Source organism: Rhodopirellula sp. P2 (assembly GCF_028768465.1).
GTDB lineage: Bacteria > Planctomycetota > Planctomycetia > Pirellulales > Pirellulaceae > Rhodopirellula.
In genome coordinates this window covers 6468953-6493791 of record NZ_CP118225.1, presented here as the reverse complement: position 1 = coordinate 6493791, position 24839 = coordinate 6468953, and the positions used below count along the sequence as shown (strand labels likewise).

General features: G+C 57.8%; 18 protein-coding genes. 10 read left to right on the top strand and 8 right to left on the bottom strand.

Annotation, left to right across the window (positions count from 1 at the left end; genetic code table 11):
• The first annotated feature begins 73 nt into the window (after positions 1-73).
• A complete protein-coding gene (locus PSR62_RS22855; protein WP_274405277.1) occupies positions 74-934 on the top strand; it encodes an alpha/beta fold hydrolase in 861 nt (286 codons plus the stop codon).
• Positions 935-959: 25 nt separating this feature from the next.
• On the opposite strand, the gene PSR62_RS22850 is transcribed toward PSR62_RS22855, so the two are convergent.
• Complete coding sequence (locus PSR62_RS22850) at positions 960-2564, bottom strand: DUF5060 domain-containing protein (protein ID WP_274405276.1); 1605 nt, start codon at positions 2562-2564, stop codon at positions 960-962.
• A gap of 271 nt (positions 2565-2835) precedes the next feature.
• On the opposite strand from PSR62_RS22850, the gene acuI reads away from it, so the two are divergent.
• Positions 2836-3816, top strand: a complete 981-nt coding sequence (gene acuI / locus PSR62_RS22845; RefSeq protein WP_274405275.1) for an acrylyl-CoA reductase (NADPH) — start codon at positions 2836-2838, stop codon at positions 3814-3816.
• Positions 3817-3964: 148 nt separating this feature from the next.
• Here acuI and gluQRS read toward each other — a convergent pair whose 3' ends face one another.
• Together gluQRS and asnS are read right to left on the bottom strand one after the other, a co-directional pair.
• Positions 3965-4951, bottom strand: a complete 987-nt coding sequence (gene gluQRS / locus PSR62_RS22840; RefSeq protein WP_274405274.1) for a tRNA glutamyl-Q(34) synthetase GluQRS — start codon at positions 4949-4951, stop codon at positions 3965-3967.
• Entirely contained in the window at positions 4951-6351 is a 1401-nt protein-coding gene (asnS, locus tag PSR62_RS22835) for an asparagine--tRNA ligase (protein WP_274405273.1), read from the bottom strand. The genes gluQRS and asnS overlap by 1 nt, the downstream gene beginning before the upstream one ends.
• 224 nt (positions 6352-6575) lie before the next feature.
• Here asnS and acs point away from each other — a divergent pair, with 224 nt between their 5' ends.
• Both acs and PSR62_RS22825 read left to right on the top strand, forming a co-directional pair.
• Complete coding sequence (acs, locus tag PSR62_RS22830) at positions 6576-8591, top strand: acetate--CoA ligase (RefSeq protein ID WP_274405272.1); 2016 nt, start codon at positions 6576-6578, stop codon at positions 8589-8591.
• A 70-nt stretch (positions 8592-8661) separates the two neighbouring features.
• Positions 8662-10974: a serine/threonine protein kinase gene (locus tag PSR62_RS22825; protein WP_274405271.1), complete on the top strand. Its 2313-nt coding sequence runs from the start codon at positions 8662-8664 to the stop codon at positions 10972-10974.
• Between the two features lie 73 nt (positions 10975-11047).
• Here the strand turns inward: PSR62_RS22825 and PSR62_RS22820 are convergent, their stop codons facing one another.
• The 5 genes from PSR62_RS22820 to PSR62_RS22800 all read right to left on the bottom strand — a co-directional run bounded on the left by PSR62_RS22820 (position 11048) and on the right by PSR62_RS22800 (position 17057).
• Positions 11048-11779 (bottom strand): hypothetical protein, encoded by a 732-nt coding sequence (locus PSR62_RS22820; RefSeq protein WP_274405270.1) that lies wholly within the window; start codon positions 11777-11779, stop codon positions 11048-11050.
• Between the two features lie 423 nt (positions 11780-12202).
• Positions 12203-13228: a D-alanine--D-alanine ligase family protein gene (locus PSR62_RS22815; protein WP_274405269.1), complete on the bottom strand. Its 1026-nt coding sequence runs from the start codon at positions 13226-13228 to the stop codon at positions 12203-12205.
• Between the two features lie 225 nt (positions 13229-13453).
• Entirely contained in the window at positions 13454-14476 is a 1023-nt protein-coding gene (locus PSR62_RS22810; RefSeq protein ID WP_274405268.1) for a putative zinc-binding metallopeptidase, read from the bottom strand.
• Between the two features lie 276 nt (positions 14477-14752).
• The gene (locus tag PSR62_RS22805; protein WP_274405267.1) at positions 14753-15466 is read right to left on the bottom strand and encodes a hypothetical protein; all 714 of its coding nucleotides are present in this window, start codon (positions 15464-15466) and stop codon (positions 14753-14755) included.
• A gap of 64 nt (positions 15467-15530) precedes the next feature.
• Positions 15531-17057, bottom strand: coding sequence for a hypothetical protein (locus PSR62_RS22800; protein ID WP_274405266.1), 1527 nt, complete (start codon positions 17055-17057; stop codon positions 15531-15533).
• A gap of 231 nt (positions 17058-17288) precedes the next feature.
• On the opposite strand from PSR62_RS22800, the gene PSR62_RS22795 reads away from it, so the two are divergent.
• From PSR62_RS22795 to PSR62_RS22770, 6 genes are all read left to right on the top strand, one after another.
• Positions 17289-18905 (top strand): hypothetical protein, encoded by a 1617-nt coding sequence (locus tag PSR62_RS22795; protein WP_274405265.1) that lies wholly within the window; start codon positions 17289-17291, stop codon positions 18903-18905.
• A complete protein-coding gene (locus PSR62_RS22790) occupies positions 18898-19545 on the top strand; it encodes a hypothetical protein (protein ID WP_274405264.1) in 648 nt (215 codons plus the stop codon). Before PSR62_RS22795 ends, PSR62_RS22790 begins: the two co-directional genes overlap by 8 nt.
• A 48-nt stretch (positions 19546-19593) precedes the next feature.
• Positions 19594-21909, top strand: a complete 2316-nt coding sequence (locus PSR62_RS22785; RefSeq protein WP_274405263.1) for a type II secretion system protein GspD — start codon at positions 19594-19596, stop codon at positions 21907-21909.
• Positions 21909-22466, top strand: coding sequence for a hypothetical protein (locus PSR62_RS22780; protein ID WP_274405262.1), 558 nt, complete (start codon positions 21909-21911; stop codon positions 22464-22466). The genes PSR62_RS22785 and PSR62_RS22780 overlap by 1 nt, the downstream gene beginning before the upstream one ends.
• Before the next feature lie 392 nt (positions 22467-22858).
• Entirely contained in the window at positions 22859-23278 is a 420-nt protein-coding gene (locus PSR62_RS22775) for a hypothetical protein (RefSeq protein WP_274405261.1), read from the top strand.
• A complete protein-coding gene (locus tag PSR62_RS22770) occupies positions 23275-24723 on the top strand; it encodes a sodium:solute symporter family protein (RefSeq protein WP_274405260.1) in 1449 nt (482 codons plus the stop codon). The genes PSR62_RS22775 and PSR62_RS22770 overlap by 4 nt, the downstream gene beginning before the upstream one ends.
• Positions 24724-24839 lie beyond the last annotated feature (116 nt).

Genomic DNA, 24839 nt, shown 5'->3' with positions numbered 1-24839 from the left:
GTCATCGCTGAGCATTTCTTTGTTGAACGGGTGTTCAAAAAAGATGTGCTTTTCTTCCCCCACGGAGATGTCGATGAATATTCAAGACTTTCGCAAACGTCAACAAACGCTTTCACTCGACGGCGTGATCAATGAACCACTGAATGTCGCTTACACCGATGTGGGCGACGGCGAACCACTTCTGTTGTTGCATGGGATTCCAACGTGGTCATTTTTATTCCACGATGTGATTGACACGCTCGCTCAGCATTACCGAGTGATCGCACCCGACATGATTGGCTATGGGTATTCCGACCGCCGCGACCATTTCGATCGTTCGATTGAATTTCAGGCTGACTTTGTGGAGCGTTTTCTAGAGCACTTGGGTGTCGAGAGCGCTCACTTTGTCGCTCACGACATTGGTGGCGGGGTGGCTTTGATTTTGGCGGACCGGCGACCTGAACTGGTTCGATCGATGGTGTTGTCCAACAGCGTTGCTTACGACAGTTGGCCCGTCGACGAGATGCTCGCGATGGGGCATCCTCGCAATGCGAAGATGAAACCCGAAGAGATGACCGAAAAGTTGGTCGAGAGTTTTCAGTTTGGTTTGTCGCGTCCAGAACGACTCACCGAGGAGTTCAAGGAAGGCATTGTGACGCCTTACCAAGAACGCGAAGGGATTGTGAGTTTGGTTCGCAACGCGGCGAGTCTGAACACGAACCACACGACTCCGCTGACCAGTCGTCTGGGCCAGATGCAGCAGCCCACGTTGTTGCTGTGGGGCGAGGATGACAAATGGCAACCGATCAGCACCGCGGAGCAGTTGGTCAAGGACATGCCCAACGCCGAGTTGCATCCGATGAAGAATTGCTCGCACTGGGTGCCGCAAGACAACCCGGAAGAGTTTGCCAGCGCGACCTTGGAGTTTCTGCAGCGGATTCCGGTTGCAGTCTGACGCTGCGGACTCACTCGCTGGGGACTCAATCGCGGGGGACTGGATGCTTCAGGATCAAAATCCGGAACCCCTTCTCGCCGGGGACTTTGACGGCGGGCCACGGGTCAATCTTCTGCTGGGTCGTTTCACTGAACGTGCCATCGAAGGGGTTGAACCAGGTCAGACTCATCATCTGCCCGCGGACTTCGCTGGGCAGACGCAATCCCAAGAAGTCATTTTCTTTGGGGACGTAGTAGAGGATTTGTCCCTTGCCGTTGTGAAGGCTGAAGCCTGCGTTGCTGTGTTTGTCACCGGCGATCAGATTGCCGAGGTCGTACTTTTCGACCAGGGTTTTCAGGTGCCGGTAGTAGTCCAGTCGCGGACGGTCTTCGGGGGCGAGTTCGGTGATGTCGGGGACGATGACGTTCCACGCAGCGCCTTGCCAGTAGTGGGTTGGGAACGTGCCGGCGAAAACGCACTGGTAGGATCGTTCCAGGCAGACCTCTGGTGACGTGTAGTTGCCGTTGAAGACCACGTAGGGACCTTTTTCATAGCCGCCGTGTTCGATGTTGAGGATTGGTTTGCCAGGGATATTTTTGCAGACCTCACGCATCACGTGGTACAGCTCGGATTGCCAGAGCTGAACGGAAACGAAATCGATCTTGTCGGCGAAGCGTCGGCAGTAACCGTAATCGTGCACGGTGATCAAACGCTTGTAGGCATCCTGTTCTCGCAGACGCTGGATGCGGCCGTGGATGTAGTTGACGTCGTTGTGGCCGTACCCGAGAGCTTCTTTGGAGATGTCCCAGATCAGGTTCGGGTAGGCTTGGTAGCGACGGACGACGTAATCGAAGTAGCGGTTGTCGGCGGCTGAGTTGGCTTCCGGCCAGTTCACGCGTTTGTTCCAAACGTAGACCATCAGGTGAGCGGCGATGCCCTTTTGATCGAGGGATTCGATCACGCGATCGAGTCGTTGAAAGTACTCGATGTTGAGTTTCGAGTGATCGGGGGATTCGTTGTCGCCAGCGAATGGGTAGACCTTGGGGCTGCCGTATTCGTACTTGGGGTTCAGGCGATCGTCCTTGGCCCATTTGACGTCGTAGGCGAACACATTCAGGACGACTTGGTTGAATCCGTTTTCCGCCAGCGTGTCGACGAACTTTCGGGTCTGGGGAATGTCGTCCGCGTTTTCGGCGTCGAGAGCGAACAACCAATCGCATTCAAAAGCGATCGGGAAGTAGCGATCGCCGTTTTGAAATTGGAACTGGCGATCGTTGTTGGGATCCAGTTCGATTCCGCCACGACGTGCGTTGGCCGCGGGGGCGGCGTTCAGCTTGCCGGTTTGATCGTGGAGCTCGGTGTTGGGCGACGCTGTCGTGTAGGTCCACTGGCCTGACGCCGGGGGCGTGAAGCGGATGCAATACGTTTGATTTCCGTCGTAGAAGCCGGGGACTTTGAGTGACTGCCCGGCGTCGTTGGCGAAGGTCGCGGAGAACGGTGTGTCGACCGGATTGTTTGCCAAAGAGTCGACTTGGAATCGAAGCTCGGTGACTTCCCATTGTTGCGGTGTTTCGTTCGCTCCAGCGGCGGTGTGTCCGACCAACAGGCAACTGAAGAGAAACCAATGGAACGCGAAAGCTGGTCGACGCATGGGATTGATTGGGGCACGGAAGGATGTGGGGAGGGAGAGACAGCGCATCGTATTTGACTGCGCAGAAGGCTTCCATTTTGGTTGTTCAGGAAAATTCGTAAAACGCGTGTTTTACGGGGGGAAATGTGCTTGAGCTCGGGATGGGCTCTATGGAGCCCTGGAGCGTTCCGCCGCACGGGTTGCTTCTCGGTGTTGACCGGCGGACGTTGGTGGGGAAACTTCATTGCTCAACCTTGCGATCAGCTCTCAACCCACCCCGAGGAACAAAATCATGCGCGGCGTCTTGGTCACGAAGAACGACAAGGACTTGACCGCAACGTTGCAGGAAATCGATGAGCAACAGTTGCCCCAGGGAGACGTGACCATTCGAGTGCATTGGTCCAGTTTCAACTACAAGGATGTGCTTGCGATCACCGGAGAAGTGCCGGTGATTCGATCGTTCCCGATGGTGCCAGGGATCGACTTGGCCGGGGTGATCGAATCCAGCGACGATGATCGCTACCAAGTTGGGCAAGAGGTTTTGGTGACCGGCTACGGCATCGGCGAGGCTCATTGGGGAGGGTATGCCGAATTGGCTCGCGTGCCTGGCGATTGGTTGGTGCCGTTGCCCGCAGGATTGTCGCTGCGTCAATCGATGGCGATCGGGACCGCTGGTTTCACCGCGATGTTGTGTGTGATGGCGTTGGAACGTGGCGGCGTCACGCCTGAGCAAGGCCCGATCTTGGTGACCGGTGCGGGCGGAGGCGTGGGCAGCGTTGCGATCAGTTTGCTATCGAAACTGGGGTACGAGGTCGCTGCGGTTTCGGGACGCCCGGAAGCAGCGGGCTATTTGAAAGAGTTGGGAGCCGACGAAGTCTTGCCGCGATCCGATTTTTCGCAGCCCGGCAAACCGCTGGGCAAAGAACTTTGGGCGGGCGCGATCGACGTGGTCGGCAGTCACACGCTTGCGAACATCTGCGCGTCGACCAAGTACGACGGTGTCGTGACTGCATGCGGGTTGGCCGGTGGCATGGACTTTCCCGCCACCGTGGCTCCGTTCATCCTGCGTGGGGTGACGTTGGCTGGCATCGACAGCGTTCAATGCAAGCAACCTCGACGCTCGGAAGCTTGGCAGCGATTGGTGCGTGACTTGGATCTCGCGAAATTGGAAACCATGATCAACGAGATTCAACTGGACGACGTGATCGAAACGGCCAAGAATTGGCATCACAGTGATCACCGCGGACGCGTCGTCGTGGCGGTTCACGGTTAGTTGGTCGCCGACAAAATCAGCCGAACGGCGTTAGCCGCGGTTCTCTCCGTCACAAGACCGCTTAGGGCAGCATCTGCTTCGACGGACTTGGAAGTCCATCGTACTGGGGGCAATGTGAGTTGATCGTGGAAGATGCTCTGGTTTTTCGTCAGTCCGTTGCGGAGCCGAAGTCATTGACGACGGTTGGTTGGCGAGAGAGACGAACCCAATCGAATTGAGCGATCATCCGCTGGTGGATTTGCTCAAGCTTCATGTGTTTCAGCGAGTCATCGGAATCGGGGCACAGTCCCGACGTCTTCGCTGCCCAGCGGACAATTGTTTCGGGCGGCATGCCTTGTTCGCGAAAGTGCGAGAGGCGTGTGTCGCCGTGACGCTTGGCGAGTCGACGTCCGTCGGTGCCAGTGACCAGCGGCACGTGCGCGTGGCTGGGTGGGGAATGCCCCAGCGCGTCGTAGAGTTGCAGTTGCCGGAAAGTGCTGAGGATCAAGTCATCACCACGGACCACTTCCGTGACTCCTGCATCGATGTCATCGATGACGACCGCCAGTTGATACGCTGCCAAACAATCGGCTGCCACCTCCGCTTTTCGTGTGATGGGAAAGTCGCCGATGTCTCGAACAGGATCGCAAACGACTTCGCCATGAACTCGATCGAAAAAACGGTTGGGTGTCGATTGCATTCGAAAGCGAAAGCAGAACGGGTGGCCTTCGGGCAGCGGATCGCCGTTCTTCCAGCCTGCACACGTGCCGGGATAGACCGGAGCATCGGGGGCCCATCCGGAGGCTTCGCTCTCGTGAGGTGCCGAGGCGGCGGCCTCGATGTCGCGGCGAGTGCAGGTGCACGGGTACACGCGACCCGCGTCCATCAATTGGTCGCGTGCTTGGTCATACAGGGGCGATCGTTCGGTTTGAATGATTGGGGCGCCATCCCAATCCATCCCGAGCCATTTCAGATCCGTGATGGCTTGTTCGGTCGCCCAGGGTTTGATCCGAGGCGAATCGATGTCCTCGATCCGCAGAATCAAACGCGCGTTTTGGGACCGAGCACTCCAGTACGCGATCAGAAACGTTCTCGCGTTGCCGAGATGTTGTGCTCCCGTTGGGGAAGGTGCCAAGCGGCAAACGGCACTGGACATCAAAATTCGGCGTTGCCCGGTGTGCGTGGGAACGGGATCACGTCACGAATGTTGGCCATGCCGGTGACGTACTGGACAGCACGCTCCAGTCCCAGGCCGAAACCAGCGTGGGGCACGGTGCCGTAGCGACGCAGGTCGACGTACCACCAGTATTCGGATTCGTCCAAGCCGCCTTCCGCCATCCGGCGCTGCAGCACATCGAGACGTTCTTCGCGTTGTGACCCGCCAATGATTTCGCCGACGCCGGGGACCAACACGTCCATCGCAGCGACCGTTTTGCCGTCGTCGCTGACTCGCATGTAGAACGGTTTGATTGAGGAAGGGTAGTCGGTCAGGATGACTGGGCCGCCGACGACGCTGGTCAAGTAGCGTTCATGTTCGGCTTGCAGGTCCGTGCCCCACTCGACGGGGTATTCGAATTTTTCATCGCAAGCGAGCAAACGCTCGACCGCGTCGGTGTAGGTCATGTGTTCGAACGGTTTTTCGATCACGGACTGCAGTTGATCGATCTTGCCCTTTTCGATGCGTTCGTTGAAGAAATCCATGTCTTCACCGCAATGCGAGAGGCAGTCCGAGAAGACTCGTTTGAGGAATCTTTCCGCCAATTGCATGTTGTCGTTGAGGTCGTAGAACGCGGCTTCGGGTTCAACCATCCAAAACTCGGCCAAGTGCCGAGACGTGTTGCTGTTTTCCGCTCGGAAAGTCGGCCCGAAGGTGTACACGCGGGACAGTGCCGTCGCGTAGGTTTCGGCTTCCAATTGACCGCTGACGGTCAGATGGGTTGGTTTTTGAAAGAAATCTTGTTTGGTGTCGAAGGGGCGATTCGAACCCGCCAATTTTTCGAGATTCAGCGTTGTGACGCGGAACATTTCACCGGCACCTTCGCAGTCACTGGCCGTGATGATGGGTGTGTGCAGGTAGTTGAAGCCTTCGTCGTCGAAGAAGCGGTGAATGGACTGGCTGATCCGGTTGCGAACTCGCATCACCGCACCCAGCGTGTTGGTGCGGGCTCGGAGGTGCGACCATTCGCGAAGTTTTTCGAACGAGTGTCGTTTCTTTTGCAGCGGGTAGGTTTCTCCGTCGCACCAGCCGACGACGCGCACGGAGCTGGCATGCAGTTCCGTCGCCTGGCCTTTGGCGGGGGACTCAACCAATTCGCCTTGAACGACAACGCTGCAGCCTGCCGTCAGCTTTTGAATCTCATCGGCGTAGTTGTCCAGTTCGGCGGGAGCGACGACCTGCAGGTTGCCCAGGGACGTGCCGTCGTTGACTTCCAAGAAGCTGAATCCGCCCTTGCTGTCGCGGCGAGTTCGGACCCACCCGCGAATTTCGACTGGGCGAGGCAACTCGGTGCTGGTGCGGCAGGCGTCAATCGTGGTCCAGTCCATGGGGGCAATCATCGAGCGTTGAGAGGAGACAAACGGGGAATCCAACACGAAAAATCAAAACGCATTTTGGAGCCGCGAGTGCGGCAGACAACAGCGTTTTCGAGTCGTTGTGATTCGAACGTGTTGTATCGTAGCGAATTGGTCTGGGGACGCCTCCACCACAACGGAAGCGATTCCCACTAAACTAAGGGCTGACGTGTTTCCCTCCCCATCCTCGATTGCCCCCTTCCTGACCCATGCCCACCGCGTCCGCGTCTGAATCCAATTCCAATCCATCCCAGCCGGCAGATGCATCGGGGTCGATTGATCACGTGTTGATCGAAGATCGCCTGTTCCATCCTCCGGCCGAGTTCACATCCAAAGCGGTGATTTCGACCGAAGAGCAGTACGAAAAGCTGGCCGCTGAAGCTCGCGACAACCCAGATGGATTTTGGCGAGCGGAAGCCCTGGAGCATTTGCACTGGTTTGAACCGTTTGACACCGTGTGTGACTGGCAACCCCCTCATGCGAAGTGGTTTGTCGGTGGCAAAACCAACGCATGCTACAACAGCGTCGACGCTCACGTGGCCGCCGGCCGCGGTGATCGGACCGCCATCATTTGGGAAGGCGAGCCGATGGAAGACGGTCAGCCGTGTGATCAACGCACACTGACCTATGCGGAATTGCAAACGGAAGTCGCCAAGTGTGCCGAAGGGTTGACGCAATTGGGAATCGGCGTGGGCGACGTTGTCAGCATTTACATGCCGATGACGCCTGAACTGGCCGTCGCAATGTTGGCGTGCGCTCGAATCGGTGCGATTCACTCGGTGATCTTTGCGGGATTCAGTGCTGAGTCGATTGCGGAACGAAACAACGACGCGTCCGCCAAGCTGGTGATCACCTCCGACGGGCTATATCGTCGCGGCAAAGTGCTGCCGCTCAAGGCGACCGTGGATGAAGCGCTCGAGAAATCACCGACGGTTGAAAAGTGCTTGGTGCTGCGACGCACCGGTGACGACACGCCGATGCAGGAGGGCCGCGACGTGTGGTGGCACGATGTCGTGGAAAATCAACCGGGCGAGATGCCTGCTCAACCGCTCGACAGCGAAACACCGCTGTTCATCCTTTATACCTCCGGCAGCACCGGCAAACCCAAAGGCATCCTGCACACCACTGCGGGATACAACTTGTGGGCGAAGCGAACGTTCCAGTGGGTGTTTGATCATCGCGAAGACGATGTTTATTGGTGCACCGCTGATTGCGGCTGGATCACAGGACACAGTTACGTTGTGTACGGGCCTCTGACGGCCGGGGCGACGTGTTTGATGTATGAAGGTGCTCCCAATTTTCCGGCCGAAGACCGATTCTGGGACATCGTCGAGCGTCACAAGGTCAGCATCCTTTACACCGCACCGACCGCCGTTCGAGCGTTCATCAAATGGGGCGATGAACACGTCGACAAGCACGATTTGTCCAGCCTGCGATTGCTGGGAAGCGTCGGCGAAGGCATCAACCCAGAGGCCTGGATGTGGTATCACAAAAAAATCGGCGGTGAGAAATGTCCGATTGTCGACACGTGGTGGCAGACCGAAACGGGCGGCATCATGATGAGTCCGCTGCCGGGAATCACGCCCACGAAACCGGGGTCTTGCACCCGTCCGTTGCCGGGGGTTGTGCCCAGCATCGTGGATGAACTCGGCAACTCGGTGGACAGTGAGCACGGGGGCAAACTCTGCATCGCTCAACCCTGGCCCGGAATGCTGCGTGGGATTTACGGCGACGAAGAGCGATTTGTCGAGCAGTACTGGGCGGATGTGCCAGGCAAGTATCTGACGGGGGACAACGCTCGTTGCGATACCGATGGGTACTACTGGATCATGGGGCGCATCGACGATGTGATCAATGTTTCCGGTCACCGTCTGAGTACGATCGAAGTCGAGTCGGCCTTGGTTTCTCACCCCGATGTTTGTGAAGCCGCCGTGGTGGGACGCCCCCACGATTTGAAAGGACAAGCCATCGCGGCGTTTGTCACTTCCAACGATCGTGGCCACGACGATGAATTCCGCAAAGAATTGAAGCTGCATGTGCGGAAGCAAATCGGTGCGTTGGCTCAGCCCGATGACATCCGGTTCACGGCGGCACTGCCCAAGACTCGCAGCGGAAAAATCATGCGACGGTTGTTGCGAGATGTGGCCGCCGGCCGCGAATTGGTGGGTGACACATCGACGCTGGAAGACCTTTCCTCGCTCGCGAAGTTGCAAGAGGAAGACTAGAGTGGTGGGGCCCTGACCCCACTTCTTTGATTCCACGAGATCGGTTCCTGAGTGAACCGATGCATGCTCCATGCCAGGTGACCCGAAACCCGTTGACACGCCGCAATCCAACGGCCGGTCCGTGGATGGGGCGCTGGCCAATGGAAACGGTCGTCCGCAGGGAGCTGGGGGGGCAAAGACGCTCTCTTCGGTGGTGTTTGGGGACCATTCTGATGGGCCGCAGGGCCCGGCGTCAGGAAATCACCTGCAACCATTGTCGCAGGACGTGCCTTGGTTCACTCGTCGCCGTGTTGCGACCGGTGTTTCTCTCCTGGTGATCTTGGTGGCCGCGTGCTTTGCCGGGGCGATCTTGGCCTCGGCCATTCAGCGCGCGACCGAGAACCTGGTCGCTCATTCAATGCAGTCAGTATTGGCTGCCAATGTGCATTCGTTGGAAATGTTTTTTTCTGATTTGCAAGGCGAATCAGAACGTTACGCTCACGACGAACGCGTCCGTCAGCTCAGCTTGCAATTGCTGCGTGGCGAGGCCCCACCGTCCCCCGGCAAACGCGAGTCCATCCAGCGAGATCTGTCAGCGACCATCCCGCCGCTGATCGGAACCGTTCACTGGGTGTTGATGGATCGAAGTGGAGGCATTGTGGCCAGCAGTCTCGACGAGATGGTGGGGCGAACGATCGTGTATTCCAAGGTCAATCAAGAGCGATTGATCGGAGGTCATCCGACACTGGCGAAACCTCAGCGGTTGAACGGCCAAGACAATGAGACCGCGGTCATGGTTTCGATGTCCCCCTTGATGGACCGCAACCAATGCATCGGTGCGTTCGGGTGGATGCTGAAAGCGGGAGATCGGTTCAGCGATCTGTTGCAAATCACTCAAGCCGGCGAAACGGACGAGTCCTATGCGATGGATGGCCAAGGCCGAATGTTGTCGACCAGTCGGTTTGAAGTTCTGTTAGCCCAAAAGGGTTTCCCCGAACGCAGCGTGCTGAACTATCAAGTCCGTGACCCAGGCGCGGACATTCTTGCCGGTGAGGCGATCACGACACTGCCCCAGAAACTGCCTTTGACGCGGATGGCGGATCAGGCGACCCGCCGCGCCGACGGGATGGATCTGGAAGGTTATCGAAACTATCGCGGGGCAACGGTGGTGGGGGCTTGGAAGTGGTTGCCCGAATTTGACTTGGCCGTCGCGACCGAGATCGATGTGGCCGAGGCGTATCAACCAGCCAGGATCCTGCGTCGGGTTCTGATCTCGACGCTGGCCGGTGGGGTGATCTTCGTCGGGATGGCGTTGAGTTTGATTGCCTATTCGCGGCACCGAGCGATTCGCAAACAGAGGCAGTTGGAAGAGGAGGGGGATGGTCGTCAGATCGGTCAGTACCGGATTTTGGAACTGTTGGGCGTCGGCGGGATGGGGTCGGTCTACCGAGGACGCCATGAGTATTTGCGTCGTGATGTCGCGATCAAGGTGCTGGAGGGCGAGCGTTTGTCGGCGCGTTCGGTGGCCCGCTTTCATCGCGAAGTTCAGCTGACATCAACGCTGCGTCACCCCAATACAATCGCGATCTATGACTTTGGACAGTGCAGTGCCGTGACGGGAGAATCCCAGACGGGCAACTCGCGAATCGGGGATCGCATCGATCCCGAGGGAACGTTTTATTACGTGATGGAATACATCGATGGGATTTCACTTCAGCAATTGATCGATTACTACGGGCCTCAATCGCCCGAGCGAACCGTGCACTTTTTGTTGCAGATTTGTGGTTCGATTGCGGAAGCCCACAGCACAGGGCTGATTCACCGCGACATCAAACCAGCGAACATTTTGGTCAGTGCAAACGGTGGACTTTGGGATCACATCAAAGTCCTGGATTTCGGGTTGGTCAAGGACCTGGGAGGCGATTCCAGTTTGACGTTGCAAGAAGGCGTGACCCGCGCCGACGCGATGACCGGCACGCCGCTTTACATGGCACCCGAAACGATTCGCGATCCGGCTTCCGCGTCGCCACGCGCAGACATTTATTCGATTGGCTCAGTCGGTTACGCGTTGTTGACGGGACGCCCGATTTTCGAAGGCGACTCGGTGATCGATCTGTGTTTGAAACAGCTCGAACAAGTCCCCACGCGGCCCCAGGATCGGCTCAACCGTCCGTTGCCAAACGATCTGCAGGATATCTTGATGAAGTGCTTGGACCGTTCCGCGTCCAAGCGTTTCAAGTCCGTGGCCGATTGCACGGCGGCTTTGGAATCACTGCCCGAGGCCGGACGATGGACCCAGGCCATGTCCGCCGATTGGTGGGCCAATGAGTTCGATCAGGCCGCGCGAACGCAGCCGGGACAGACCAAGAATCCAACGCTGGACGACACCGCCCTGACTCGTTGAGTGAGCCGGGGAAGAGATGGTCGCCGGGAGCAAGTGCCGAGAATCACGCTGTGGAGATTCAGGCGGCTCGAACTCAGGCGGCTCGGCGAGTGGCTCGCAGCGTGGTCGAGTTCGAAACCGTGGCTTGCCATTTGCCGTTGGTTTGACGCAGGATCATCGTGTCAGCGTAGGAAACCTTGCTCAGCACCGCTTCGAGCTCCACCAAGGTTTCAGCGTCCAGCGATGGATCGAGGATCACCGCGTCCATCATTCCCAATCGATGCAGGACCGTCACGACACCGCGAGCGGCGGGTTCAGGGATGATCGACGGACGAATCGCGAGCCCAGCCAACTGACCGTGGAAGTCGCGAAGTTTGACCGTGCCGCCCACCATCTCAAATTGGTCGATCACCGCGTACTTCAGTGCCGGGTTGGCTTCGGCCAAGGCATGCACCACGGCGGGTGTGCGTGAACCGTCACCGACTCCGATTTCCAACACGCTGGATGGCGGTTGCTTGGCCAGCATTTTGACCAGCCCATCGTGCTCACCACGAGACAGCATCGACAGCACGCCTCGCGACGCAGCGGGTTTCGCCTTCGCGGTTGGGGCCGTTGCTGGAGCGGTGTCGGGCACCGCCGGGGCGGCGACCGGTGGAGCCACCGCAGTCGCTGCTTTGGCAGCGAGCTTCTTGGCTGACGGTTGACGCACGACCGGTTGGGGTGGCGCGTCAACGTCCGGCGAGGTGACCGCAGGGGTTGCCTCGGAAGTCACCTTCGGTTGAGAAGTGACTCCACGCAGAGAATTCCACAGCTTCTTCAGAGGCATTGCCTGAGACCCTTCCTGGCTTGGCCCGTCGAGCGACGTGCGTTGGCGGTGATCCGATCCATCCAATGGTTCCCATCGGAACAATGAACACCAGAATCCATCTGCATCCAGGAGGGTCTGGTTAGGCAAGATTGGAAAGAGCCACCGGGGACGAATCAGGGACTCGCCGACGGATCAGGGGCTCACCCTGGGCTGATGAATAGGTTGGCAGGGTGGTGAGTGTGCGAACCGAATGCAACTCATTGAAAAAGCTAAATGGACAATTGAAAAATGCAAATGGATGCGATTTCATCCACGCATTCCAGCATTTTCCGATTGTCAATTTGCACTTTCACTTTTTCAATCGCGACAAACGCCGTATCAATACCATTGGTCGGATACCGCCCAAACCGCCTGGTTGATTTCATCTTTCTCAGCCCAGGCTCACCCCATCCAGGCGGCTCGGTAGCTGAGACCGAGGTTGAGGATGCGTTGGATCAGCGACTCGTAGGGGATGCCCGCCGCTTCCGCGGATTCGGCGAAGTCTTCCCCGTATTCGATGTTGGGATTCGCGTTGGCCTCGATCACGTGGACCTCGCCGGACGGTGTCATCCGCAAATCCATGCGAGCGTATCCACTCATGTGAAGTGCTCGGTAAACCCGTTTGCAGAGCTTGGCAATTTGCTTTTGTTGGGTGTCGGTCAAGCCTGCCGCGGCGTGGCAGGTGATGTCATGTTTCTCTTGGTATTTGCGGTCCCATTTCACTCGGCTGGTGGCGATTCGAGCCGACTCATCCGGCATTTTTCCAAAGTCCATTTCCCAGGCTGGGAAGGTGACCAACCGAGTGTTGCCCATCACACCGACGTACAGTTCACGCCCTTCGATGTACTGTTCAACGATCACGTCCCCGCCGGTTTTCTCGTGCAGAAACGTGACTCGTTCGGCGAGGGCTTCGTCATTGTGAACGATCGAGGCTTGGGCGATTCCGAAGGACGCGTCCTCAATGGTGGACTTCACAAAAAGCGGGAATTCCAACTTTTTGGGGCGTCGGACGGCTCGCCCGTTAGGAAACACCGCGAACCGAGGTGTCGGGATACGGTGGTACATCAGCAGTTTTTTCGACAATGCCTTGTCTTTGCTGAGCATCAATCCTCGCGGGTTGCAGCCGCTGTAGGGTTGCTGCATCAATTCCAGGTAACTGATCACCGCGAAATCGTAGGTGACCACACCGTAGAACTCTTCCAACAACATGTAGGTGATGTCGGGTTGGAAGTTCTGCAGGGCGGAACGAATGGGAGCCAGGTCATCAAAGATTCCCAGTGGCAGCACCTCATGCCCGAGTCCGCGGAGGGTCTCGCAGACATCGTATTCGGCCTTCCACGGGTCGGATTCTTTGTCGGTGAAGCCTTCCAGTGAGTCGGGAGGAACGTTGCCTTCTCGGACCAGCACCAGCACACGCAATTTGCTCATGTCTGGTCTCCTGCGGTGAGGGCGATTGCCGAGCTCATGCTCAGGCCGCGCCTGGCTCCCCCCCAACTTCGTTTCGAGGGAGGTGCACCCTGCGGAAACCCGCTCGAACATGGCATCCCAAAGCCGCACGACCTCAGGACCGGGAAGGCGGCCGTGTGGTTGGGGGGGATGCCCTCGACGAGGCGGTTGGGGTGGCCGAGGAATTGGGAGCCGGATTCACTTGCTTCAGACCGCTGCACGGTGGCCTCCTTCGTGAAGGAAGTTCGTGGTGCGGACCGCGACCAAGATCATCGCATCCCGTTTGGTTTCTTCCGGGGATGCTCCCAGACGCAGTTGCAGTTCGCGGCAGCGTTCGATCATTTCCTGGATGACTTGATCGATTGTGTAAGCGTATTCGCCGGTCCATTTCGCGACCGACCCACGCAGTTCTGTGCGGATGCGGCTGAGGAATGCGGCCGCGGTGACATTGCGGCGGTGGCCCTCGTCGGAAGAAAAGAGACGACGCAAATCATTGTCGTAGACGCTGGGGAGATCCAACCCGTAGTGCTGACGTTTCCGCTCGTAGTGCGTCCGCAGTGTCCGGCGAATGCGGCTGATCGGATCCAAGGTCGCTCGGCATTGCACCGGCGGCTTCTTGCCCTGTAGCGACGTCATGAGTTCGTTCACCATCTTCAACTTTTCAATCGCTGGCCAGTCTTTGTAGCGAGTTCGCCAGCGTGAACCGGGACGTAGCCAGACTGCGAATGTCTCGGCAAAGTCCTCCAGCGGGTGGACTTGAGCGTACCACATGTCGAGGTGCAAAACGTGATCGCGACTGGACGGTTTGGGCTGATAGTATTCTGGGTAAGGCAGCGAGGTTTTGCCGAATGTGTGGCGGTAGATGGCCTTGCGTCGCAACCGGAATGCGGTGTCGATCGCATGCCCCGCCTCGTGCCGCAAAATCTTCATGCACCATTCGTGAGTGCCACCTTCGACCTCCAGCAACTGTTTCCGTTCCAGTCGTATCAGTCGGGGATGCGCCAAGTAAAACGGAATGGCGATCCCAGGGATTTCATCGGGTGAGAACCAATCCTCACTTAACCAACAGTGGGGAGTGAATCGGAGATCGCGGTCGGCGAGTTCGGCGTTGAGTTGCTCGATCCGTTTCTTCAGGGGCGAATTGGCGATCGTGACACCCAGGTCACAGATCCGCATATCGAGCAATTGCTCGTCGGAGAGAGAATCGAGATCCGGTTTTTGTTTCGCCATCAATCCGTGGTGCTAAGAGTCGAATCCGTTGCGGGAGTGGCCACTCAGGAACATGTCGCCGAGACGTTTTCCTGATGGTGTCCCAGCGGTCGTCGCTCAGTGTATTTGCGTTCTTGGCAGATGCGAGTTCAAAGGTTCGCGAAAGACCATTCGTGAAACACGATGGTCCGGTTGCGCTCGGCGAGGAGCGGGGAATCAGTGTCAGGTGCTTGTCGTGCGAAGCACCCACAGCGGCGTTTCGGCAACAGATACCCGACACGCTTTTCCCGAGTGTTTCTAATTGCCTTTGCTCTTTCCTTTCCAACCCCGACTGCGTTCTTCGGGATAGATCCGCTCGCCATTGCGTCGAGCATGACTGCGCGGTCTGGGGTCCCAGTTTTTGGCGTCGCCTTCGGTGGTGATCAAAGCCATGTCGTCCAGTGACACGTCATGCAAAGCGGCCAACTGACGCATCGAGTTGTCGTGGATGGCTTGTTGGTTCTTCTCCAGCGAGGCTCGCAGAGGATTTCCGTCGGGAACCAGCAACGGGGCTTCAATCGTGGTCCGGGCCGAGGCTCGGATTTGATCGTAAATCAAACGGCGTTTGTTTTCGGGGACGTTCGCGACGGGGAGCGCCGCGAGTTCGGCGTCGCTGAGCACGACGAGGACCGGTTGGTCAGCTTCCGACGGTGCCGCATCGGATGCCTGGGAATCACTGGTGTGGGAGGAATCGGACGAATCCGACAGGAACATCACGGCCAGCACGCCCACCATTGCGAACATCAAAACCCCGCCCAGCACGCCAGCGACAAGCGGGACGTTGAGGTCACCACTTGCCGAGGGCGACTTTTTCTTCTTCGGCTTCGCGGTCGTCGCCTGCGGTGCCTCCACGACTTGGGCTGAGTCCACGCTGAACACATGGCCGCACGAGGGACAGCGAGCGGTCACCACGGACGCGGGAACGTTGGCGGTGGTCTTGCACTGTGGACAGCGAACGGAACGGTGAGTCATGGGCGTGGGGCAAGCGGAGTTGGAAGCGAATCGAAACGAGCAGAGGACAAAACGCGAAGGTCAGTTAGCGAGTCGGCAGCAACGCGGCGGACAAAGAACCGACCATCGGCAGCATTTGCTCAAATCGTTGTCGGATCGCATCGGCGCGGCGACCGGTCAGGCCATGCGAGCCAATGTGACTGATTTCAGCGGCCAGATCTTCCCAGACCTCTGCCAGTTCGGAGGCGGTGCGTTGCAAGCGATCCAGTGGCTGGCGGCGATCCAAATCCTCATGCAGTTTTTTGGCCAGTTCGTACAGTCGGTCCGTGCCCCGGAGAACATCGCGCTCGTAGGAATCCGGCGTCAGGTACCGTGCGTAGCGTTTCAGGTCAGCTCGAAAGTACTCGGCGGATCCTTCCAGCGAAGCGGCTTCGGACAGCAGGGCTTGTCGTGTCCGGGGGGACAGTTCGTCTTGGCGTGAACCACCACCAGGCACCGTTGGACGCGACGGCGGTGGCATCCACAACAAGGCGTAGGTTTGGTCGCCGCACTGAGCGATGCGAGCCAAGCGACGATCCAGCACCGGGTCGCGAAACGAGGCCAATTCGTTCGCGTAGTCTTGCCAACGAGCCACGAAATCAGTGAAGCGGCTGACGATCTCGTCGTACTGAACCGTCTCAGCCCGGTCGGCTTCTTCCAGAATCACCTCGCGAAGCAATCGGCCTCGGTGCACCAAGTCGCGGGCCTGATCCGACGACACCCGTGCGGTCTCGACGTCATCCAGCAGGGCTTGCATGTAAGTCGCGGCGATGAGCATTTGATCGTGCAGACCATGGCGATCGAATTGCGCTTCGATTCCCATCTGGCGCGAGAGCTTGCGGCCGGTTTGATCACAGCTGGCAACAATCGATCGCAGTTGATCCGACCGATTCGGCAACGAACGAACTTGAAACGAAAGTTCTCGCCAACGTTGGTCCAAACTGCGATACGGATCGCGGAGTGGCGTGAGCGAGTTGGCGCCATCGCATTGATGCAGCACGGTTCGTGCGAGGCCTTGAACTTGATAGGTCTCCGGCAGCAAAGCACGGACGCCAGCGTCACGTCGCGACAGGGTTTGCAGTGCTTCCTTGAGGGTTGCCAATTCTCGATCCAGCTGAACCAACTGTTCGGCGAATTGACGCACCTCTCGGGAGGACGTGCGAATCGTCTGCGGCCCATCGTGGCGATGGTCGTCGCGGGGATGGTTGGACGGCGGTGGGGGGCGGTTCCCGGGCGTGGCTGGGCCGAGCGGTCCAGCGGGGAAATCGCCGGGCCGTGGTGCCGGGCGAGGCGCCGGGGCGGGCGGGCGGCCTCCACGATCGGTTTCGCGTTTGGACATTTCCTCTTGCAGCTTCTGTTCGGCGATCGACCGGAACAAGCTTTCGAGGAACGATCCGTTCTGGGCCGAGGCGGCAGGTGCGGCGAGCAAACTGAAAAGCAAGCCGGCGATCAACAGCCCACCGACACGAGTTTGCGGCCGTCCGAAGGCATTGCGACGAAGGTTCGCCGGTTGGTTCATGCGAAGCAAAGCGTCGCCGCCAAATTTCGAACCGTTGAGAAGAGAAGTAGTCATGAGGAGATGGCCCGATTTCAGGTCCTGGAGATGCTCGTTGGAGGCAGGGGTGTCACCAGCCAAGCAATTGAATCGACTGATGTTATCGTAACACTTTGCCAACACGACGCTGTCGTTCCGTTCGGTATTGCCGCCAAGACCTGGGCAGTCAACCCAAAGCAGGTGGAATCTTTCCACCTGGTGGGGTTTTAGGCTCAGTCTGCCTGGGGTGAATGCCGTTGGCACGAGCATATGAATCGCTCTGCAACCAAAAAGAACGAACGCGTTTGGCGGTGGCCCTTGGGACGCTCGGCGAACGGACCGTCGAGTGATCGGCGTGTGGCGTTGCGAATTGAAGACGATCGATTGATGTTGTGCATCGCCAGTCACTCGGCCGAGGCGCTCCAACTGAACGAACCCGCCGACGAAATGATCGTCGATCAAATCCGCTGTTCCGATTCCAGCGGATGGATCAACAGTGGGCGGTGGACGGAGATGGTCGAAGCGCTGACGACTTTGAAACAGCGCCATCAAATTGGTGATGATCCGGTTGCGATCTCGCTCAGCGGGGACTTCTGCGTCACGCGAATTTCGGTGGGGGCGGTGGAAGATGTCGACCGCGATTTGTCTGCCTTGGCGGGGCGCATTCCGCGCTACTTGCAATTGGGACCGGGCGGCAAAGTCACGGGGCACACGCGCGAAACAATCGGTCCGGGCATGGAGCACGCACTGACGGCCGTGGGCAATCGAGTGCGACTGAAAAACTTGTACGAAGTGTTTCGAATGTGCGATGTCGAGATCGCTTGGTTGGAACCTTCGTTGGTCAGCTTGGCCCGGCTGACAGGTTGGTTGGGATTGGACCGCCATGCGCCCGTGTTGATTGCCGATTCGTTTGGTCAGTCGTGGGAAGTGGGGATTTCATTCGAGGGACGATTGTTGTTGGACTACCGTCCGGCAGCGGCACGAGATGGCAATGAGTTCGCGGATGTGATCGATCATCACCTCGAACGTTTGCAGCGATTTTGTCAGCGTCATCGCGGGATGTCTGACCATCAGCTGGATCAGCTGTTCGTCGGGGGTGGCGTCGACAAAGTGGACCCTGTTGTCCGGCACTTCGCGAACAACTCCAAGCTCTCCGTGTCCGCCATTGATTTGAGTTCGGCGGCTTGGAAGATTGACCGGTACAAGAACGTTTCCGATGACGACAGTGACGTGATCGCTTGTGATGTTCCGTTGGCGACGAGTGACACGGTCGCTGTGATGGCCGCGGTGTTGCCGTTGATCACCAACCACGAGATGCCCAAACCTGATTTGTTGCAGGAGATCAGGCGTGATCGTGGCAAATCGTTTGTGCGACGAATGACGGGGACGTATTGGCCCGTCGCGGCGGCTGCGGTCTTGTTGCTGTTCGGGTTTGCGATGGTGGCCAACGAACGGTCCCGCGCCGATCGTCAGCAGCAAAAACGAGAGTTCGTCGAAACGCAAATGCGGCAAACCCAAGTCCGAATGGCTGGCGTGCATGAGATGCGAGAAATCGTCACGCATTTGCAAACGATTGAATCCAAAACGTTCTCGCCACATGTCAATCAGCTGGTCACGCAAATGGCCCAGTGCTTGCCCGCTCAAACCCGCTTGCGATCGATGGTGTTGGATTCCGATCGGCAAATTCACTTGGAAGGATGGACGGCCCAAGAAAACGATATTTACGACGTGATCAGCTACGTCCGTCGTGTGCCTGAAATCGACCAAGTCGCTTTGCTGGGAACGAATGCCAGCGCGGACGACGACGGTTTGATTTTTCAGATTCGATTGGGGATTCGCCCCGATCGTTCCGCCATGGATCTCGGTCAGGGGGCATCCCATGAATAAACCGAATGACCGGCTAATCCGGGGGATCGTCGCGGCTGGAAGTTTCCTTGCATTGATAGTGATCGGAAAGCCACTGGTCGATGAGTACAGGGAGCTGCGTGCTGGTCAACGTGAATTGTCAAAGCTGGAAGAAGAATTTGACACGCTGCAATCGCGTGATGTGCGGTTGCAACGAATCGAAAGGACTCTGGCGGATGAACGCCAGCAATTGTTGGAGCGTTCCACCACGCCAGACAGAATTCAACAGGTTCGCGACACCGTGATCGGCATCGTTCGGCAGGGCAACGCGACGTTGAGGAGTTTGGAAATTGACGATGGGCAGCGGCGTCGATGGGCCAGTCGAGGAGACAACCCGCACAATCGACGGCTGCCAGAGATGGACATGGAATCCGACTTTGAGTTGCATTCGCACTCGTTGACTTTGGTCGCGGATGGCTCGTTGGAGGCGGTCATGGAAGTGATGGAAAAGATCAACCGGCAGCGGTGGTTGATGACGGTCGAGAGTTTGGCGTTGGAGCCTGCAGGATCAAACGACAAATGGATTGGTTTGGAACTGCGGATCTCGTTGTATGGCCTGCAGCGTTCCGAGCTCGAAGAAGACGATCTGGTCGCAACACGCACAAGGATGCGACTGAAGTGAGACGACGCCATGTCGCCTCACACCATTTTCACCATTAGGAATCAACGCATGGCCAAGGAAGGCTCCGCGTCACCAGCTGAACCTGTCATTTCAACTCCGAGCGTTTCGCTCGCGAGTCCGATGACCTCGCGTCGTGTGAGAACTCGACGCGTGCTTGCCGGATTGATTCAATCTGCCTCGCTGGGCATGGGCGTGTCATTGACGATGCTCGGGATGACATGGAGCGGTTCGTCGTTGACCGCGGCTGAGACGAAGGTTGTTGCCAACGTAGATAACAACGCCGCGACGGCAGCCGACAGGGTGGCAGGACCAGCCTTGGCGGCCGCTTCCCCCAGCGATTCTGCGGGCACCAAATCCAGCGTGGAGTCCGCTGTCTTTGCCGAGACGCCCTCAACCCTCGCGACCCGAAGTGCCGTTTCGTTGACCGGGCCACCCCTGGCAATTGATGAAGTTCTGATGCAGCGAGGCAGCATCACATTTCGCAAAACGTCACTGCAAGAAGTGGTTTTCCTGCTCTCTGATCTCTGGAACATCAACATCGTTGCGGGTGAGAAGGTGACCGGCGATGTCTCGGGAGTCTTCAAAGACGCTCCCCTGCGGGACGTGCTGTCCGCGATTTTGACATCGTCCGGTTACGGTTACATCGCCGCGGGAAACAGTTTGGTTGTGTTGCCACTGGATGAAGTGGGCACGGGAAGTCCGGAGTTTGAGTCGCGAACGTTGCGTTTTCAAACGGCGGATGAGAACGAGATGAACGCCACGATCTCAGCGGCGCAGTTGTTGTTGTCCGATCGCGGTCGAATCCAAGCGGTTGGACGAGGGGCGATGCTGATCGTCGACACCAAGACCAACATCAATCGGGTCCAGGAGATGTTGACCGCAATGTCACCTGACGCGGCGATGCAACCCAGCAGAACCGGGGGCGAATCCTTGGGCGGCGGGGCATCCGCGGGACGCCAAGGATCAGGTGCTCCAAGTGTCTATGACACGCTGGCGACGGAACTGATCTACTTGACGCCTCAGTTCACGGAAGCCTCGGAGATGCGTGAGTCACTTCAGGAGGCACTTGGGGAAGGCACGATTGTGGCCGTTTATGAAGCGGAGAACCGCATCATGATCAAAGGCAATCGCGCGCAGTTGGACTTGGCATCGCAAGCCTTCAAGCAACTGGATGTGCCGCGTGCTCAGGTTCGAATCACAGCGTTGATCTACGACGTCAGTTTAGAAGAACTCGAAAAGTTGGGGGTCAATTGGGGCCGCGGTTTTCGGTTGAACACCACCGATGAATCCGCGCTCGCCGATTTTGCTGGCAACGTGGAGCAAGCGGTGACATTTGGGACGCTTGGTTCCGGTGGTGCCACCACGATGGGCATTCGAACCTTGACGGACAACTTTGACACCAGTTTCCTGCTCAGCGCCTTGGACAGCAGCGATGAAGCCAAGCTGTTGGCCGATCCATCGATCACCGCCATTGATCGCCGGGAAGCGTCGATCAAAATTGTTCAGCAGATCCCGATTGTCGCCGCTCAGCCTGCCGAAGGAAGCAATGTCGTTTTTGCACAAGTCGAATTCAAAGACGCCGGGATCATCCTCAAGGTGACGCCGCGGATCAGCAACGACAACACGATCGAATTGCAGGTTCAGCCCGAGTACAGCGTGAAAGTGGGCGAAATTGAAAACAACCCGGTGATCGACAGTCGCACCGCCGAGACCACCGTGCGGGTCGCCAACGGGCACATGTTCACGCTGGGTGGTTTGCGACAAAAACGAATCATCGAAGATGTCAGCGGCGTGCCGTACCTGCGGGATCTCAAATACATCGGCAAACTGTTCCGCAGCCACGACACCCAGGTGCGTGAGAGCGAACTGATCGTCTTTCTGAAACCCGAAATCATCTCGCCTTACGACCATGGGAACCAACGGTCACGACAAGCCCAGTGCGTCGCCACCCGTCAGTTGGACTCGATCCCGTACGCCTCGGTATGCCCGCAGTCTCCCGAATGCCACGATTTGAATTGTCCCAACCACCATCCCCGAGTTCGTCTGAATGGTGGCACAAGCGAACTTCAGATGTTGGGTGGTGAAGGCATTGCACCGATGGAGTTCGCCTATCCCGGTTTGATGAATCCCGGTCCTGTTGTACCCGGGCAAATGATGCCCCTGTACGAATTCGATTCGGTGCCACCGGGAGCTGCGACTTCCAATGCCGTGCCCTCCGATTCGGTTTTGTTTCATTCCAATGGAATGATGTTGGAAGAATCGACTGTCAATGAACCGCTGCGAGCCGGTGACTCGGCCGTCCATGTGCTCGGAACACCATCGATGTACCCCCCGGTGCACATTCATCCGATGGAGCAACCGTGATGGCGGAGCAACGTTTGGCACGGGAGGTGACCTCCCAAGAAAGTGCACCCAACAAGAAAACCATGTCGACGCAGTCGGCCCGGTCGCGTTCGACTCGTTTCAAATGGGCGATCGCGTTTGTGTTGCTGTTCGTGAAAATCGTGGTGCTGCCGGGCTGCGGAGTCGATCCCGAATCGATCGACACGATTCGGCGGGTCGCGATGCAAGACCAGGAAACGAAAGCGGATCTGGGGATTCGCGATCAGGGCTTGAAGGCTAGTTCGGGGGCCCAAACGATTCGGTTTGTGCCTCCCTTCCCGGATCGCAAGGACCCCTTTCACATTGACCAATCGGCACCGTCGACGGTCGTGAAGCCGACCAAGGCATCCGAATACATCGTGCTCGGATTCGCGGACGTTGGAAAAACACGTGCGATCATTCGTTTCGGCGAAGAAACGCAGTTTGTCTCCGAAGGTGACACGGTTGGTGGTGCAGAGGTGTTGGCGGTGATTCCACCGAGAGTGCGTTTGAAAAATGGGAACTTCATCTGGGAAGCCAGCATGTTTCAGTCGCCCTGAAACTTGGAGCCAAGTTTGTTCGGGCCGTTTTTTGGGGGCTCGACGGTGGGATGCTTTGGGGCGTGGAACGGGAACGAATTTTTTGGGGTGGGAGCGATCAGTGGGGACGGTGGCGGTTTCTTCGAAACAGGCCATCTGATACGCTTTGCGTTTGAAATATTCCCAGCGCGAACCGGCCAAGGCATTTGGGACTGCTCGCATCACCCCGACGGAAATGAATTATCTGTTGCCCTGGAGGCAGTTCGTTTTTTCGCCTGTTTTTCACCGCTTTTCTGTCGGTCACCGGGTGGATTTTTCTGGTTCAGGCCTTGCCTGTTGCCGGGCAAGAACCGTCGGATGGTTTTGATTCCACCATCTCGGTCGCATTTCAACCAAGCCTTCTTGAAAAGCCTTTGATTGCTCGCGAAGGTTACTTCCAACTGACTTGGGATGTAACGAATGCCAGCGAATCGCTGGACTCCTTTCGAGTCTATGAGTTGGATTCGGGCGACGACGGAACGGTCCGTTCCGGTTCACTGGATGGTCAGGGGGCGGAAACGCTGGAGCCGCTGGTTGTGACCGCGAATCCCGCTCAGCGTGTCGTCTATGAGGGGACACTGCCGATCGCATTTGTCTCGGGATTGCCCGATGGAACGTATCGCTATCACGTTGAGGCGTTGAATGCAGAAGGCGAATTGCTTGCACGCTCAGACATGCCTGCAACGGTGCAGGTTCTGCACTGGCCGGTTTGGCAGGCGCTGGTGCTGCTCGTCATCGGCGCTCTTGTGTTCTTGGCCGTGGTCGTGGTGATCGTGCAAGGAACCCGAGCATGAACAGCGTGATGTTGGCAGCAAGCGGAGCGATTCTGAGTGCCGAAGCGGGATACATCCTGCTGGCAATGTTCGGGGTGTTGTGGATTGTCCTGGGTTGGTGGTGGGGGCGGCAAGCCAAATCGTACGATGGTTTCGCGGTGGCCGGTCGCAACGTGGGCCTGGCGATGGGAACCGCGACGGCGGTGGCGACCTGGATCACTTCCAACACGACGATGCTGGCGCCCCAGTACGCATTGCAGCTTGGGATTTGGGGGATGTTGGCGTATTCCACCGCGAGCTTTGGGTTGTTCGCTTTCGCTCCGATGAGCGGCCGCATCCGAAAATTGATGCCCAAGGGGTACACGGCCGTCGAATTCATGCGTCGTCGCTACGGGTGGTTGGGCACGGTCCCGTTCTTGATCATCTCGCTGTTCTATGCGGTGACTTGGTTGGTTTCCATGTCGATGGCGGGGGGGAAACTTCTCAATGTGCTGTCAGGCATTCCCTACGAGGTTGGGATGTCAGTTGTCGTGCTGGTGTGCGTGGCGTACACGTTGTTCGGTGGCATGTACGCGGTGATCGGAACCGACTTCATTCAGAGTCTGATCATCCTGGCGGGATTGGTCGTGGTGGCCGTTGCTGTCCTGACCCAGGTTGAAATCCAAGAGGTGCATGAAAAGCTCAGCAACGAGCGTCCGATGCTGTTGTCTGCGTTCTTTCCCGCGGCGTTGATGGCACTTTTCAATAATCTGTTGTTTGGATTGGGTGAAATTTTCCACAGCAATGTGTGGTGGAGTCGGGCGTTTGCGATGCGGGAAGGTGTCGGTCCAAAAGCCTATGCGTTGGGCGGCGTGCTCTGGTTGCCCGTGCCCATCGTGGCAGGGTTCCTGGGCCTCGCGGCGCCAGCACTGGGGATTGGAATCAGCGAGCCGGACACTGCGGGACCGTTGGTCGCGGCAACCCTGCTGGGAACCGGCGGTGCCTTGCTCGTTTTTGTTGTCGTCTTTTGCTCGTTGGCCTCTAGCATCGACAGTTTGTTGGCAGCGACATCGGATTTGATCGTCAATGACATCGCCGAACCCATTCAACGACGTGTCACGAGCAAACAGGCATCCGATCCTTCCAAACGGAGGTGGTCCGCCATCGCTATCATTGGGTTGGGGGCGATCGCCTGGGTGGCCGCGTATCCCAACGTGGGGTCGCTCGCGACGGTGCTGTTCTTTGCTGGGCCGCTGGTTGGCAGTTGCATTTGGCCCGTGTTGTGTGGGTTGTATTTCCGTTCGGCCAGTCCCGTGGCGGCGTGTGCCTCGATGGTCTTGGGGAGTGCATTGGGGTTGGTGGCGTATTTCATGATCGGTTGGTTCACGGCATCGTTGATTGGGGCGGCGGTTTCAGGCATCACCTTTGCAGTCTGCTGCTTCCTTTGGCCAGACAACTTTGAATTCGATACTCTGGCAGAGGACTGAGCTGATGTTTTCGGTTTTCTTCTTTCAATTTCTAGTGATTGGCAGTCTGGTGCTTTGTGTCATCGGGGTCGCGGTGCTGATCGGATTTTTGTGGATCGACCTGCGAGACAAGCAAA